Source organism: Billgrantia kenyensis (genome assembly GCF_013697085.1).
GTDB lineage: Bacteria > Pseudomonadota > Gammaproteobacteria > Pseudomonadales > Halomonadaceae > Halomonas > Halomonas kenyensis.
The window spans coordinates 33,485-46,352 of sequence record NZ_JACEFT010000011.1 but is presented as its reverse complement, the minus strand read 5'-3'; the positions used below and the strand labels follow the sequence as shown (position 1 = coordinate 46,352).

14 protein-coding genes are annotated in these 12,868 nt (G+C 65.2%); 3 read left to right on the top strand and 11 right to left on the bottom strand.

What is annotated here, in order from left to right; all coding sequences use genetic code 11:
• Window positions 1–3: 3 nt before the first annotated feature.
• From H1D44_RS10610 to aceK, 3 genes are all read right to left on the bottom strand, one after another.
• Window positions 4–795, bottom strand: coding sequence for a tRNA-uridine aminocarboxypropyltransferase (locus H1D44_RS10610; protein ID WP_181514834.1), 792 nt, complete (start codon window positions 793–795; stop codon window positions 4–6).
• A gap of 62 nt (window positions 796–857) precedes the next feature.
• Window positions 858–1,589: an SIR2 family NAD-dependent protein deacylase gene (locus tag H1D44_RS10605; protein WP_181514833.1), complete on the bottom strand. Its 732-nt coding sequence runs from the start codon at window positions 1,587–1,589 to the stop codon at window positions 858–860.
• A 46-nt stretch (window positions 1,590–1,635) separates the two neighbouring features.
• Window positions 1,636–3,381: a bifunctional isocitrate dehydrogenase kinase/phosphatase gene (gene aceK, locus H1D44_RS10600; RefSeq protein ID WP_181514832.1), complete on the bottom strand. Its 1,746-nt coding sequence runs from the start codon at window positions 3,379–3,381 to the stop codon at window positions 1,636–1,638.
• Between the two features lie 208 nt (window positions 3,382–3,589).
• Here aceK and phnD point away from each other — a divergent pair, with 208 nt between their 5' ends.
• Genes phnD through phnE form a run of 3 tightly spaced genes read left to right on the top strand, consistent with a single transcriptional unit; the run spans window position 3,590 to window position 6,016 of the window.
• Window positions 3,590–4,444 carry a phosphate/phosphite/phosphonate ABC transporter substrate-binding protein gene (gene phnD, locus H1D44_RS10595; RefSeq protein ID WP_181514831.1) on the top strand — a complete coding sequence of 285 codons (855 nt, stop codon included), beginning with the start codon at window positions 3,590–3,592 and terminating at the stop codon, window positions 4,442–4,444.
• A gap of 11 nt (window positions 4,445–4,455) precedes the next feature.
• Window positions 4,456–5,259, top strand: a complete 804-nt coding sequence (phnC, locus tag H1D44_RS10590; protein ID WP_181514830.1) for a phosphonate ABC transporter ATP-binding protein — start codon at window positions 4,456–4,458, stop codon at window positions 5,257–5,259.
• A complete protein-coding gene (phnE, locus tag H1D44_RS10585; protein WP_181514829.1) occupies window positions 5,216–6,016 on the top strand; it encodes a phosphonate ABC transporter, permease protein PhnE in 801 nt (266 codons plus the stop codon). Before phnC ends, phnE begins: the two co-directional genes overlap by 44 nt.
• A gap of 107 nt (window positions 6,017–6,123) precedes the next feature.
• On the opposite strand, the gene phnP is transcribed toward phnE, so the two are convergent.
• From phnP to phnH, 8 genes are read right to left on the bottom strand one after another with little or no spacing between them, the layout of a single operon-like run.
• Window positions 6,124–6,960 carry a phosphonate metabolism protein PhnP gene (gene phnP / locus H1D44_RS10580; protein WP_181514828.1) on the bottom strand — a complete coding sequence of 279 codons (837 nt, stop codon included), beginning with the start codon at window positions 6,958–6,960 and terminating at the stop codon, window positions 6,124–6,126.
• On the bottom strand, window positions 6,957–7,499 hold the full coding sequence (phnN, locus tag H1D44_RS10575) for a phosphonate metabolism protein/1,5-bisphosphokinase (PRPP-forming) PhnN (protein WP_181514827.1): 543 nt from the start codon (window positions 7,497–7,499) through the stop codon (window positions 6,957–6,959). The genes phnP and phnN overlap by 4 nt, the downstream gene beginning before the upstream one ends.
• Entirely contained in the window at window positions 7,499–8,647 is a 1,149-nt protein-coding gene (locus H1D44_RS10570; protein ID WP_181514826.1) for an alpha-D-ribose 1-methylphosphonate 5-triphosphate diphosphatase, read from the bottom strand. The genes phnN and H1D44_RS10570 overlap by 1 nt, the downstream gene beginning before the upstream one ends.
• Entirely contained in the window at window positions 8,644–9,393 is a 750-nt protein-coding gene (phnL, locus tag H1D44_RS10565; protein ID WP_181514825.1) for a phosphonate C-P lyase system protein PhnL, read from the bottom strand. The genes H1D44_RS10570 and phnL overlap by 4 nt, the downstream gene beginning before the upstream one ends.
• Before the next feature lie 11 nt (window positions 9,394–9,404).
• Window positions 9,405–10,223, bottom strand: coding sequence for a phosphonate C-P lyase system protein PhnK (phnK, locus tag H1D44_RS10560; RefSeq protein WP_181514824.1), 819 nt, complete (start codon window positions 10,221–10,223; stop codon window positions 9,405–9,407).
• Window positions 10,220–11,086 (bottom strand): alpha-D-ribose 1-methylphosphonate 5-phosphate C-P-lyase PhnJ, encoded by an 867-nt coding sequence (locus tag H1D44_RS10555; RefSeq protein ID WP_181514823.1) that lies wholly within the window; start codon window positions 11,084–11,086, stop codon window positions 10,220–10,222. The genes phnK and H1D44_RS10555 overlap by 4 nt, the downstream gene beginning before the upstream one ends.
• On the bottom strand, window positions 11,083–12,246 hold the full coding sequence (locus H1D44_RS10550) for a carbon-phosphorus lyase complex subunit (RefSeq protein WP_181514822.1): 1,164 nt from the start codon (window positions 12,244–12,246) through the stop codon (window positions 11,083–11,085). The genes H1D44_RS10555 and H1D44_RS10550 overlap by 4 nt, the downstream gene beginning before the upstream one ends.
• Window positions 12,231–12,866 carry a phosphonate C-P lyase system protein PhnH gene (gene phnH / locus H1D44_RS10545; protein WP_181514821.1) on the bottom strand — a complete coding sequence of 212 codons (636 nt, stop codon included), beginning with the start codon at window positions 12,864–12,866 and terminating at the stop codon, window positions 12,231–12,233. The genes H1D44_RS10550 and phnH overlap by 16 nt, the downstream gene beginning before the upstream one ends.
• Window positions 12,867–12,868 lie beyond the last annotated feature (2 nt).

Below are 12,868 nucleotides of genomic sequence, written 5' to 3'. Positions count from 1 at the left end.
CCTTCAGCCTGTACGCCTGGCCACCAGCCGCAGCATGGCGGGCGTCGACACTTCGATTTTCTCGTAGCGCCGGCTGGCGGCATAGCTGACGTTGAAGGTGTCGAAGTAGTCATCCAGTACCTGGGCCGCATCGACGTCCCCGCTCTGGCGCAGCAGCTCGACGGCAACCTCGGCGGTACACAGGTGGGCCCGGGAGGCGGGCTTGCGCAATTGGTAGCGGGTCTGCCGGGTGGTGCTCAACGGCAGCACCGGCAAGGCATCGAGATAGGGGCTCTTGCGAAAGATCCGCCGCGCCTGACGCCAGGTACCGTCGAGCAGGATGAAGACCGGCGTCCTCCCGCTCACCTTGACCTCGCTTACCGCCTGGATGTCTACCACGCGATCGGCGTAGTCGGGCTGATCGTCGGGGAAGATCACGAAAGGCACCAGGTCGGGGTCCTCGAGCAGCTCAAGCAACCGCGCATCCGGCACCGTACGATACCAGGTGAACACCTCGGTGCCCGGCAGTACGTCACGAATCAAACGCCCGGTATTGGTCGGCTTGAGATGCTCCAGCGGGTGAGTGATCAGCCAGACCCGGGCCTCGCTCTCGGCCCTGGCCTGATAGGGGCACAGACAATTCAACGCCGGCAGGTTGCAGCCAGGACAGCGCTCGACGAAGCTGCCTCGCGCCTTGAACTCGCGCCGCGGCGGGCGGGGATGGCCTGTCGCGGGATCATGAGAAAGCCTGGCGGCGGCATGAGAAAACCCAGCGCGGGAGTCACAGTGGTCGGCCTGGCAGGTCTGGTCCGGCATCGGTTCGCCATCAGGAAAAACGGGCGGGCATTCTAGCATGCCCTGACACTCAGCCAAGCCATTCAGCCAAGCAGGGTTTGCGGCAACCACAGCCGCCCTTCCCGCCGCCAGTGACGCACCAGCGCCGGTACGCCCTTGCCGGCGGGCTGGCAGATACGTGTCACTCCAGGTGGCGCCAGGGCATGGGCCTCGGGGTCGATCAGCACGCTGGGCACATCGAGCGGGGCATGTTCGAGGAGCGACGCCGCCGGCATCACCGCCAGCGAGGTGCCCACCACCAGCAGCAGGTCCGCCTCGGCGACGATGTCGCAGGCTTCGCCGAAATGCGGCACGCTCTCGCCGAACCACACGACGTCGGGGCGCAGCTGGCTACCCTTATCGCAGATGTCGCCCAGCGCGATGCCGCCGCGCGGCAGCGGGTACTGCATGCGCGCATCCACCGTCGAGCGCGCCTTGAGTATTTCGCCGTGCAGGTGCAGCACGTTGCGCGAGCCGGCCCGCTCGTGGAGGTCATCGATGTTCTGGGTGATGATGCTTACGCGAAACCCGCGTTTCTCAAGAGCAGCCAACGCCTTGTGGGCGGCGTTGGGCCGCGCCCGGCGCACCTGCTCACGGCGCAGGTTGTAGAACTGAAGTACCCGGGCGGGGTCGCGGCGCCAGGCCTGGGGCGTCGCCACCTCCTCGATGGGGTGCTCGGCCCACAGCCCGTCGCCGGCGCGAAAGGTCTGGATACCGCTCTCGGCGCTGATGCCGGACCCGGTGAAGACCACCAGGTGGGGCCTGTCGTCTGCCATGGGCTCCTCGCGTGGGACGAGGCGAGTGGGACACTCGCCTCTTCGACTAGTAAACCAGGCCGTTGCTGTCGCTGGCGTTGAAGCGCTGCTTGTTGCGATAGGGGTAGACGTCGATCACCCGTCCGTCGACGATCGCCTGCTGCAGCGACTTCCAGTAGTCGGCGTCGAACAACTCGCCGTGCAGTTGGTAGAAGAGCTTGCGCAGCCTCAGGTCGGCAAACAGGAACGGCCCGAACTCCTCGGGGAAAATATCATTCGGACCCACCGAGTACCAAGGCTCGCCGGACAGCTCCTGCTCCGGGTACATCGGCTCGGGAATGTGACGAAAGTTGCATTCGGTGAGGTAGCACACCTCATCGTAGTCGTAGAAGATCACCCGGCCGTGGCGGGTGACCCCGAAGTTCTTCAGCAGCATGTCGCCGGGGAAGATGTTGGCCGCCGCCATCTGCTTGATAGCGTTGCCGTAGTCCTTGAGCACCGCACGGACTTCGCCTTCCTCGCACTGCTCCAGGTAGAGGTTGAGCGGGGTCATCATGCGCTCGGTGTAGCAGTGCTTGATGATCACCTTGTCACCTCTGAGGTAGACCGTGGAGGGCGCCACCTCCAGCAGGTGTTCGAGACACTCCGGGGCGAAGTGATCCTTGCGCGCGATGAAATTGGAAAACTCCTGGGTATCGGCCATGCGCCCGACCCTGTCGTGCCGTTTCACCAGCCGGTACTTCTCGCGCACGGTATCGTGGCTCATCTCCTTGGAGGGGTCGAAGCGATCCTTGATGATCTTGAACACGGTGCGAAACGAGGGCAGCACGAACACCGCCATCACCATGCCCCGCACCCCCGGGGCGATGATGAACTTGTCCTCACGCTTGGCCACCTGGCGATTCAGCGCTCGGAAGAATTCGGTCTTGCCATGCTTGAAGAAGCCGATCGCCGAGTAGAGCTCCCCCTCGGGCTTGTCCGGCATGAGCTCCTGAAGGTAGTCGACGAACTCCCCAGGCACCTGCACCTCGACCTGGAAGTAGGCACGAGTGAAGGAGAAGATGATCGAGACCTCGTCCGACTCGATCAGCACGGTATCCAGGTGCAGGCCCTCCCCCTGCTCGTGCAGGATTGGCAGTACCAGCGGCACCTGCTCGCCAGCGCCGCGGATCCGACCCACCAGATAGGCGCCCTTGTTGCGATAGAACACGCTCTTGAGCAGCTCGACTTCGGTATCCGGCGAATCGAGGATCGCCCGGGGCAGATGGCCGCGCAGGAAGTCTCCCCCCAAGCGCACGTCCCGCTCCAGATCCTCGAAGGGGGTCTCGAACGGCGCCTCGGCCAGCGCCCAGCGAATCGCCGTTTCCCAGTCACCTTTGACGGTCAAGTGGCGGCAAGGCTCGAGGCCCGAGTGGTGGGCCGCCGCGTCCCGCGAACTGTAGACGAACATCCAGTCATTGCGTATGTGACGGTGGTGAAAGATCGAGCAGAACAGCGAGTTGAAGTAGGTTTCCGCCAGCTCATAGTCGAGCCGCTCGCTGATCAGCTCGGCGTAGTGGTTGCGCGCCTCGCGCCAACACTCGCAGTGAGTCAGCTCATCCTCGTCCAGCGCCCGCTTCAGCCGCCCCAGCGTCTCGCTGACCTTCTCCTCGTAGAGATTGATGCGTTCGGCCGAAGCCTGCTGTGCCTCGCGCCAGGCGGCATCGCGGAAACGCCGGCTGGCATCGGCGGTGATCTCCTTGAACCTGGTGCGGTACTCGTCGAAGCCGTGCAGGATCGTGGCGGCGAGACGATAGGCAGGCGAGTGCTTCATGGACGGACTCCGGGCAGCGTAGGCCACCAGCTTCGCCAATTCTCGACTGCAGCGCGAGCCGACCATGGTGGGGCCCACTGTAGTTTCACAACAGCTTGAACCCCAGGTCGTCACAAGACTGTTAACTTTGTGAAACAGTCTTGTCATCTCGCATTGGCAGGGTATGACCACCCAGCTCCCACCCTGTTCCAATCACTCGAGGTGACTCATGTTCAAGCACTTGCTCCCACTTGCTGCGATTGGTGCCCTGGCCATTGCTTCCCAGGCCCAGGCTGCCGAGTCCTGCCCCACCACCCTGCGCTTCGCCGACACCGGCATCGAGGGCACCGAAGAACTCCAGCGTGCTTTCGGTGATTTCGTCGAGGAAGTCGAATCGCGCCTGGGGGTCGAGGTGGAGTTTTTCCCGGTGGGCAACCGCACCACCGCCATCAACGCCCTGCGTTTCGAGCAGGTCGACATCGTGCTGGCCGGCCCCTCCGAGTACGTGCTGATGGCCGAGCGCGTCGAGGGCGTGCAGCCGATCACCGCCATCGTGCGCCCTGAGTACTACTCGGTCTTCATCGCCCCCACCGACAGCGATATCGAGACCCTGGAGGACCTCAAGGGCAAGCACGTGGCCATGAAGGACCACGGCTCCACCACCGGCCACATCATGCCCAGCTACATGCTGCACCAGGCCGGCCTGGACATCGACCGCGACCTGCGCATCTCGCTGCTGGATGGCGCCCGCATGCAGGCCCTGGCCTCCGGCGAGGTCGACGCCGTAGGCACTGGCGTTCGTGATTTTGCTCCCTTCGCTGCCCAGCACGGAGAGGATAACTATCGCATCATCGAGCGCGGCCAGGATATGCCGGGTGACCCCATGGTAGCCGGCCCGCACATCTCAGCCGAGTGCGTGAGCGAGATTCAGGAGGCCTTCATGGCCGATCCAGAAGGCCTGCTGCAGGCGATCCTCGCCCCGGGCGAGCGCGACAAGTACGTCGGCGCCGAAATGGTGCACGTGGATGACGCCGAGTACGACATGGTTCGCGAATCCTATGCCCTGCTGGGCCTCAACGACTGAGTGTGAGCTGTATGCAAGTGACCGTAAGCGACCTAACCAAGGTCTACCCGGACGGCACCCGTGCCATCAACGGACTGTCGTTCGAGGTGGCTCCAGGGGAGGGCGTGGTGATCCTCGGCCACAACGGCTGCGGCAAGTCGACGCTGATGAAATGCCTGACCGGTCTCGAGCGTCCCACGACGGGGCGCCTCGAACTGGATGGCGTCGACCTCGCCCGGGCCTCCCGTCGCCAGCTGCGGCCGCTGCGCCAGCGCATCGGCTGCGTCTTCCAGAAGTTCAACATGGTCGGCAACCTCTCAGTGCTGCAGAACGTGCTGTTCGGCCTGATGGGTCGCCGAGGGATCCTCGCAAGCCACGCACTGACCGCCAGCCGCGAATCGCGCATGGCTGCCATGGAAGCCCTGGAGCGAGTCAACCTCGCCCACCTGGCAGCGCGCCGCACCGACACCCTCTCCGGCGGGCAGCAGCAGCGCGTGGCCATCGCCCGCATGTTGATGCAGGACGCCGAGATCGTGCTTGCCGACGAACCGGTGGCAAGCCTCGACCCCAAGGCCGGCCGCGAGGTCATGGAGTTGCTTTGGTCGGTGGTGCGCGAGCGCGGCATGACCGTGCTCTGTGTGCTGCACCAGATCGATTTCGCCCGCGAGTTCGGCGAGCGGCTGGTCGGACTCAAGCAGGGCCAACTGGCCTTCGACCTACCGAGCACCGCCGTCAGCGATGACGACATCACGGCCCTCTATCAAATCGACAGTCACCAGGAGGCCGATACGGATGACCGTACCTTCGTCCCGACACACCGCACCGCCCAGGCTTGAGCGCCCCTCCGCCATCGCCTTTATTCTGCTGATCGGATTGGCGGCCTTCTTCCTGGCCGGCCTGCAAGGCGCCAATATCAGTCCGGACCGGCTGATCCGAGGCGTGTCCAACCTAGGCACGTTCTTCGGCGAGGCGATGCCGCCGAATTTCTCGCGCTGGGACGTGATTGCCACCGCCATGCTGGAGACCTTCCAGATGGCTATCGTCGGCGTGGTGTTCGGTGTCATCCTGAGCCTGCCCATGGCCCTGCTGTGTGCGCGCAACACCAGCCCCCACCCTGTGGTCCGGGTCATCTCGCGCAATATCGTCGCCACACTGCGCACCGTGCCGGACCTGGTATGGGCGCTGATATTCGTAGTCGCCGTGGGGCTCGGCCCCCTGGCAGGGATTCTTGCCATCATCATGGACACCATCGGCTTCTGTGCGCGTTTCTTCTCCGAACGTATCGAGGAAGTCGACCCCGGCCCGGGCCAGGCACTGGCCGCTACCGGCGCCTCGCGTGGCGGCGTAGTCTGTGGGGCCATTCTGCCTGAGTGCACCCCCTCGTTCGTCGCCACCAGCCTGTTCTCTGTGGAAAAGGCGGTACGCAGCGCCGTGGTGCTCGGCCTGGTGGGTGCAGGCGGCATCGGCGTGGAACTATCCGCCTCGATGAACCTGTTCCGCTACGACCAAGCCCTGACCGTCATTCTCGCGATCCTCGTGGTAGTGATAGGCGTCGAGCAGATAAGCGCCTGGATCCGCAAGCGGGTGATGTAGCACGCGCGACTCGCTCAGCCAGTGCTCATGACCAGGCTCAAGCCCCATGCAACTTCTTCGTCACGCCTAGTAACGAGGCAAGCCGGAACTGCAGCCCGATAGTGCCATCAACACCGTGGGCTATCATCCGCGACGACAGATGCTGCAGGGGGCACCGGGAGCCGTGTCACACCGCCCTCGTAAAGCGGCCCGATGCGCACCTCCTCACCGTCGTTGGCCAGCCGTACATGTGGAGGTAGCTGGTCCGGCGAACGAAGCATATCCGCCGCCAGTTCATGACTCATATGGGTCAGAAAGGCACGTGGAGCGCCGAGCCTCTCGATGATCTGCAGGGCCATGGGGAGGCTGTTATGGTTTCGCGGCGCCGTGAGCGAAGCCGGATAGGTAGCATCGAGCACCACCACATCGGGCACCCACTCACGCAGGAAGCGCTCCGTTTCAGGCGGAAGCCCCAAGGTGTCGGTGAGGTAAGCCAGTTTGCTGCCGCCGTCATCCAGGCAGTAGCCAAGCGTCGGCTTGCTGTGAACCAGAGGTACGGGGATGGCGGTCATGCTGTCGAGATGCAGGGGCCTGAAGGGCTTCAGGCCAGGACGAAAGTCGAGAATCCCGGGGTTGCGATAGAGATCTGCACAGCCACGGGCATCCTTGGGCCCGAGAACGGGAATGGGCTCCCCTCTCCCCCAGCGCAGGTGCAGCAGTCCCTGGACGTGGTCGGCATGATAGTGGGTCAGCAGGATCGCCGCGGGGCGTTCCTGCTCGCAGCTCTCCGCCAGGTCCGTGCGCCCGGCGTCGAGCAGATAACGGCGCCCATCCACCCAGAATTCAGCGCTGCACGGACCACGTCGAGCGCTGGTGAAGACTCGGGCCTGCGCACAGGCGGGGCAGTCGCAGCCGAAGCATGGCGTCTGCGCGCTATCGCCAGTACCCACAAAGCGAAACCTCATGGCACGCACCTCGCCGTCACCAGCCGGGCCAGAGCGGCAAGGCTCGCCGCAGGCGTACCGGCGTTGTCGACCCGCGGCACCTCGGGCAGGGCGGTGGCCAACTGGCGATGACGCACCAGGCGCGCCTCGATGGCCTCTGGCGTCTCCCTGCCGCGTGCCAGCAGACGCTGGCGCAGCAGCCCCTCCGGCGCGGTGATCAGAATCGGCAGCAGCCGTTCACCGAAGCGACGGCAAGCATCGGGCAGCGCCCGACGGCTGCCGTTGACCAGCACCATGGTCTCGCAGCCTAGCCAGGCCTCCAGCTCTATGCCCAGCCCGTAGCTGAGGCCGTGGGCTTCCCAACTGAGGCAGAACAGCCCCGCGCGGCGACGAACCGCAAACTCCTCGGCGCTAAGGGCGATGCTGTTCTCGCTGGCGCCGCTCTCCCGGGTGATATAGCGGTGCGCCACCAGCCACTCGGGGTACCGGTTGCGCGCCGTTGCCAGCAGGGTGTCCTTGCCGACCCCGCTGGCCCCCATCAGGTAGACGAGCCTGGCCATCAGTGCACCTGCCTGCCGGCGCACCAGACGCGCTGCACCAGCGGATGGCTATCGCATAGCCTGACCCGTATGAGGTCGGCACGCTGTCCGACGGCCAGGCGACCGCGGTCGTGCAACCCCACCGCATCGGCGGGATGACTTGTGGCCGTGGCGACTGCCCGGGGCAAGCCATAGCCCTCCTCCAAGGCGGCAATCCGAAATACCGCGTCCAGCAGCGACGCCGGATAGTAGTCGGACGACAGCACATCGAGCACGCCGCAGCGGACCAGGTCTGCGGCGGCGATATTGCCGGAGTGTGAGCCGCCTCGCACCACGTTGGGCGCTCCCATCAGCACCGCCATGCCAGCGCGGTGGGACGCTTCGGCCGCCTCCAGTGTGGTGGGAAACTCCGCCACGCGAATGCCATATTCGCGGCTTTCAGCCACGTGCTCGATGGTTGCGTCATCATGGCTGGCCAAGGCCAGGCCGCGCGCTCGGCAGCGTGCCGCAATTTCCCGGCGCTGCTCGCCGCTGTGGCGCTGGCTGTTGGCCTGCTGCTGCTCGATAAAGGCTGCCATCTCGGCATCAGTAAAACCGAACTTGCCCTGATAATAGGTACGATAGGCCACCAAACTAACGAACTGCCGCTGACCGGGTGCATGGTCCATCAGCGATACCAGCCCCAGCAGCGGTGACGCCTCCATGGCCTTGAAGGTTTCCAGCGTATCGGGGTGACTCACCTCGCAACGCAGGTGCAGGCGATGGTCGACCCGCGCCAGGCCGCGCTGCTGCATGTCCAGAAGGGCGTCATGCATGCCGTTCAGCGCCCTGGCACGCATGCTATTGATCTCAACGGTGCCAATCGAGAGCGAATCGAACACCGTGGTAATGCCGCTGGCAGCCATTTGTGCATCGTGGGCCAGCGCAGCCTGGCGCGATGGCCAGGCGACCTTGGGCCGCGGCTGGAAATACTTTTCCATGTTGTCGGTATGCAGCTCGACCATGCCCGGCATCAGGTAGTCACCCTCACAGTCCACGGCCGAGGCCAGTTGGCTCGGGGCGGTATCCAGCGCGGCGATGCGACCGTTGCGTATCACCAGGGAGCCCTGAATCACCTCATCGTCGAGGATCAAGCGGACGTTGGTCAGCACCTGTTCAGTTGCACTCATCGACGCATCTCCTCGGTAGCAGGTTGTGCAGTGACAACGTTCGCGCCCATGTGGGGCGTCAGCGGCAGCAGGCGGTCGGCCACCCGCTCGCGCACGTCTTCGTCGTGGAAGATGCCCAGCAGGGCGGCACCACGCGCCTTGGCCTCTTCGATCAGGCCGACCACCACCTCGCGGTTGGCGGCATCCAGAGACGCAGTCGGCTCATCCAGCAGCAGCAGCGGATGCTCGGCAATGAAGCCGCGGGCGATATTGACCCGCTGCTGTTCTCCGCCGGAAAAGGTGCCCGGGGACAGGTTCCACAGACGCTCGGGCAGGTTGAGCCGAGCCAGCATCGCCTCGGCCCGAAGGCGGGCCTCGGCCTCGTCCACGCCTCGGGCCAACAGCGGCTCCATTACTACCTCCACCGCCGGCACTCGCGGCACCACGCGCAAGAACTGGCTGACGTAGCCGATCACGTCGCGGCGCAGGGTATGCCAGGCGTGGGCCGGCAGCGCCTCCAGCGACAGGTCACCGTCCTCGAAGTGCAGCGTCAGGCGCCCGGCGGTAACCCGATAGCTGCCGTGGAGCATCTTGAGCAGCGTGCTCTTGCCGATGCCGCTGGGTCCGGCCAGCACCAGGCACTCCCCAGGAGACAGGGTCAGCGACAGGTCACGCATCACCTCAAGGGTCATGCCGCCCTGGCCGTGGAGCACGAAAGCCTTGTGCAGGGCGTCGACGCTGAGAAAGGGTTGCTTCAGGGATGTCATGGCAAGCCTCCTCATGGGGTCAGGACCGACGACACCAGCAACTGCGTGTAGGCATGCTGCGGGTCGTCGAGAATTTGGTCGGTCAATCCGGTCTCCACCACCTGGCCACGGCGCATCACCATCAGGCGATGGGCCAGAAGGCGGGCCACCGCCAGATCATGAGTGACCAGGATCACCGAAAGCCCGAGCTCGCGTACCAGGGTGCGCAGCATGTCGAGCAGCCGGGCCTGCACGGAGACATCCAGCCCCCCGGTGGGCTCGTCCATGAACACCAGGTTCGGTCGAGTGACCAGGGTGCGCGCGATCTGCAAGCGTTGCTGCATGCCGCCCGAGAAGGTCCGCGGGGCATCGTCGATGCGCTCGGGGTCAAGCTCGACCCGCCCCATCCAGTCCTGTCCGGCGGCACGTAGCTGGCCGTAGTGGCGCTCGCCAAGTGCCATCAGTCGTTCACCGATATTGGCCCCGGCCGACACGCCCAGCCGCAGGCCGTCTCGTGGGTTCTGGTGCACCAACCCCCACTCCATGCGCAGCAGCGCCCGGCGACGGGCCTCGCCGATGGCATAGAGGTCCAGCTCGCCTTCGTGGCCTGCCGCGTCGAGGCCCTGGGCGACGGAGGCGCGGTAGATCACCTGGCCGGCATCGGGGCGCTCCATGCCGGCGAGCAGGCGCAGCAGCGTCGACTTGCCGGAGCCGGACTCGCCGACGATGCCGAGCACTTCGCCGCGATGCAGGCGAAGGCTGACCGCCTCGCAGCCCTTGCCGGGGCCATAGAGCCGTGAGACGCCGCGCGCTTCCAGCAGCACGGCGCGATTCAGGTCGGGACGCTTCATGCCACCTCCTCGGCGCGTGACTGGCAGTAGTCGGTATCGGAGCAGACGAACATCCGCCCGCCCTGGTCATCGGTAATCACCTCATCAAGAAAGGTGTCGCGGGCTCCACAGATGGCACAGGGCACGTCCCACTGCTGGACCTCGAAGGGATGGTCCTCGAAGTCCAGACTCTCCACCCGCGTGTAAGGCGGAATGGCGTAGAGGCGCTTTTCGCGCCCGGCCCCGAACAGCATCAGCGACTCGGCCATGTGCAGCTTGGGATTGTCGAACTTGGGAATCGGCGAAGGATCGGTGACGTAGCGCCCGTCGACCTTGACCGGATAGGCGTAGGTGGTGGCGATATGGCCATGCCGCGCGATGTCCTCGTAGAGCTTGACGTGCATGACCCCGTACTCCTCCAAAGCATGCATCAGCCGGGTCTCCACTTCGCTGGGCTCGATGAAGCGCAGCGGCTCGGGAATCGGCACCTGGAAGATCAGGATCTGCCCCTGGCGCAAGGGCTGCTCGGGAATACGGTGACGGGTCTGTATCACGTCCGCTTCGGTGGTAGTGGTGGTCGTGGCCACGCCAGCCACCCGCTCGAAGAAGGCGCGGATGCTGACCGCATTGGTGGTGTCGTCGGCGCCCTGGTCGATCACCTTGAGCACGTCGTCCTGGCCCAGGACACTGGCGGTAAGCTGCATGCCACCGGTTCCCCAGCCATAGGGCATCGGCATCTCACGCCCTCCAAAGGGCACCTGATAGCCGGGAATTGCCACCGCCTTGAGCAGCCCGCGGCGAATCATGCGCTTGGTCTGCTCGTCGAGATAAGCGAAGTTGTAGCCGTCGGCTGGCGGGCCTTCACGCCGGTCTACGCTGTTCATGAATGCTCCTCCCCAAGGGCCGCATTGCTCCCCACTGGGGCACTGGTGTTATCGGCGTCTGCATGGCTATCGGCAGCGTCTGGCGGTGTGCCGCCATGGCGCCTGGCATGATTCCGGCGCAGGCGACGCAGCAGCTCGAGCTCCGACTGAAAGTCGACGTAGTGGGGCAACTTGAGGTGCGAGACGAAGCCCGCCGCCTCGACGCTGTCGGCGTGGGCGAGTACGAACTCGGCCTGCTGGGCGGGCCCTGTCACCGGCTCGCCGAGCTCCTCCGCGCGCAGTGCACGGTCAACCAGCGCCATGGCCATGGTCTTGCGCTCGTTATGGCCGAAGGCCAGGCCATAGCCGCGGGTAAACTGGGGAGCAACCTCTCGCGAACCGCCGAACTGATTGATCATCTGGCACTCGCTGATCTCGATCTCACCGATGCAGACCGGCCCCTCGTGCTCTTCCACGGCAATCTCGACCTCCACGTTCCCCAGGCGAATCTCGCCGGCGAAGGGATGGTTGCGGCCATAGCCGCGCTGGGTGGAGTAGCCCAGTGCCAGCAGATATCCCTCGTCGCCCCGGGCCAGCATCTGCAAGCGGGTGGCGCGGTCCACCGGGAAGTCGGGCGGGTCGCGGGTGATGTCGTAAGGTTCGCTGCCGTCATCCGCCTCGCGCTCGATCAGCCCTTCGGCATCGAGAAGCTCCAGCACCTGGGGACAGTCGGCCAAACGCTGCTCGGCCGCGGCCGGGGTGTCCACCTCGGCATTGGCCAACTGCAGAAAATCCAACAGGCGATGGGTGTAGTCGTAAGTGGGGCCCAGCACCTGGCCGCCGGGAATATCCTTGTAGGCGGCACTGATTCGTCGTTCGATGCGCATCGAGGAGGTGTCCAGCGGCAGCGTCTCGGCCAGTCGTGGCAGCGTGGTGCGGTAGGCGCGCAGCAGGAACACCGCCTCGACCATATCGCCGCTGGCCTGCTTGATCGCCAGCGAAGCAAGCTCCGGGTCATAGAGCGAGGCCTCTGCCATCACACGCGCTACCGCCAGACGCAGCTGCTGTTCCACCTGGGTGACCTCCAGCTCTGGCGTGTTGCGCTCTCCTCGCCGCCGATCGGCCAGCCAGCGGTGGGCATTGGCGATGGCCTGCTCGCCCCCCTTTACGGCAACATACATGACACGCCCTCCTCGATCTGAACCTGGGTGATACAGGTGCTGCGCGGCACCGCAGTCAGGCGCTCTTCGCAGGTCAGGATGGCATCAAGGCCTCGCGGGAAGCGCGCTCGGTTGGCAGCGAGCCGTGTCATCAGCGCCTCACCGCCCTGTCCCACGTCCAGGTTTCGCACGTCGGCAATACCGGGGCCGCTCAGGCACCAGGGGCCGTCAGCCTCCAGTTCGGCCAGCACCACCACCAGGGTGGTGCTGCGGTCGGGGTGAGTGTCACTTCCCTCACGGAAGGCCGGCGCCTGGCCGCTCAGCGTCGCAGGCAGGACCAAGGCAAAATCCGCCTCGGCCGCAGAGGGCGCCATTCTTGCTCCGGTATGGAAGGTCAAGGCGTCGGCCAGACCCCCGGTGTTCAACTCAGGCGCTATCCAGACACTGGTTTCCAGGTCACACAGCGTGAGCAGCGTGGCCCAGCCGGCAGCGCCAACGGCAGACCCGGCAGGTGGCAAAATGTGCCGGACTGTGATGTCACTCACTGCGGCCAGGGTGCCCGGCTCGGACATGGCAGACAGCAGCTGGCGGAACATGCGCTGGCTGTCGTGCACAGGACTCTCGAAGGCATGCCACTGCATGG

What these genes read in the sequence shown, in the direction of transcription:
- H1D44_RS10610 (WP_181514834.1), bottom strand. Translation starts at nt 795, where the DNA reads ATGCCGGACCAGACCTGCCAGGCCGACCACTGTGACTCCCGCGCTGGG.
- H1D44_RS10605 (WP_181514833.1), bottom strand. Translation starts at nt 1,589, where the DNA reads ATGGCAGACGACAGGCCCCACCTGGTGGTCTTCACCGGGTCCGGCATC.
- aceK (WP_181514832.1), bottom strand. Translation starts at nt 3,381, where the DNA reads ATGAAGCACTCGCCTGCCTATCGTCTCGCCGCCACGATCCTGCACGGC.
- phnD (WP_181514831.1), top strand. Translation starts at nt 3,590, where the DNA reads ATGTTCAAGCACTTGCTCCCACTTGCTGCGATTGGTGCCCTGGCCATT.
- phnC (WP_181514830.1), top strand. Translation starts at nt 4,456, where the DNA reads ATGCAAGTGACCGTAAGCGACCTAACCAAGGTCTACCCGGACGGCACC.
- phnE (WP_181514829.1), top strand. Translation starts at nt 5,216, where the DNA reads ATGACCGTACCTTCGTCCCGACACACCGCACCGCCCAGGCTTGAGCGC.
- phnP (WP_181514828.1), bottom strand. Translation starts at nt 6,960, where the DNA reads ATGAGGTTTCGCTTTGTGGGTACTGGCGATAGCGCGCAGACGCCATGC.
- phnN (WP_181514827.1), bottom strand. Translation starts at nt 7,499, where the DNA reads ATGGCCAGGCTCGTCTACCTGATGGGGGCCAGCGGGGTCGGCAAGGAC.
- H1D44_RS10570 (WP_181514826.1), bottom strand. Translation starts at nt 8,647, where the DNA reads ATGAGTGCAACTGAACAGGTGCTGACCAACGTCCGCTTGATCCTCGAC.
- phnL (WP_181514825.1), bottom strand. Translation starts at nt 9,393, where the DNA reads ATGACATCCCTGAAGCAACCCTTTCTCAGCGTCGACGCCCTGCACAAG.
- phnK (WP_181514824.1), bottom strand. Translation starts at nt 10,223, where the DNA reads ATGAAGCGTCCCGACCTGAATCGCGCCGTGCTGCTGGAAGCGCGCGGC.
- H1D44_RS10555 (WP_181514823.1), bottom strand. Translation starts at nt 11,086, where the DNA reads ATGAACAGCGTAGACCGGCGTGAAGGCCCGCCAGCCGACGGCTACAAC.
- H1D44_RS10550 (WP_181514822.1), bottom strand. Translation starts at nt 12,246, where the DNA reads ATGTATGTTGCCGTAAAGGGGGGCGAGCAGGCCATCGCCAATGCCCAC.
- phnH (WP_181514821.1), bottom strand. Translation starts at nt 12,866, where the DNA reads ATGCAGTGGCATGCCTTCGAGAGTCCTGTGCACGACAGCCAGCGCATG.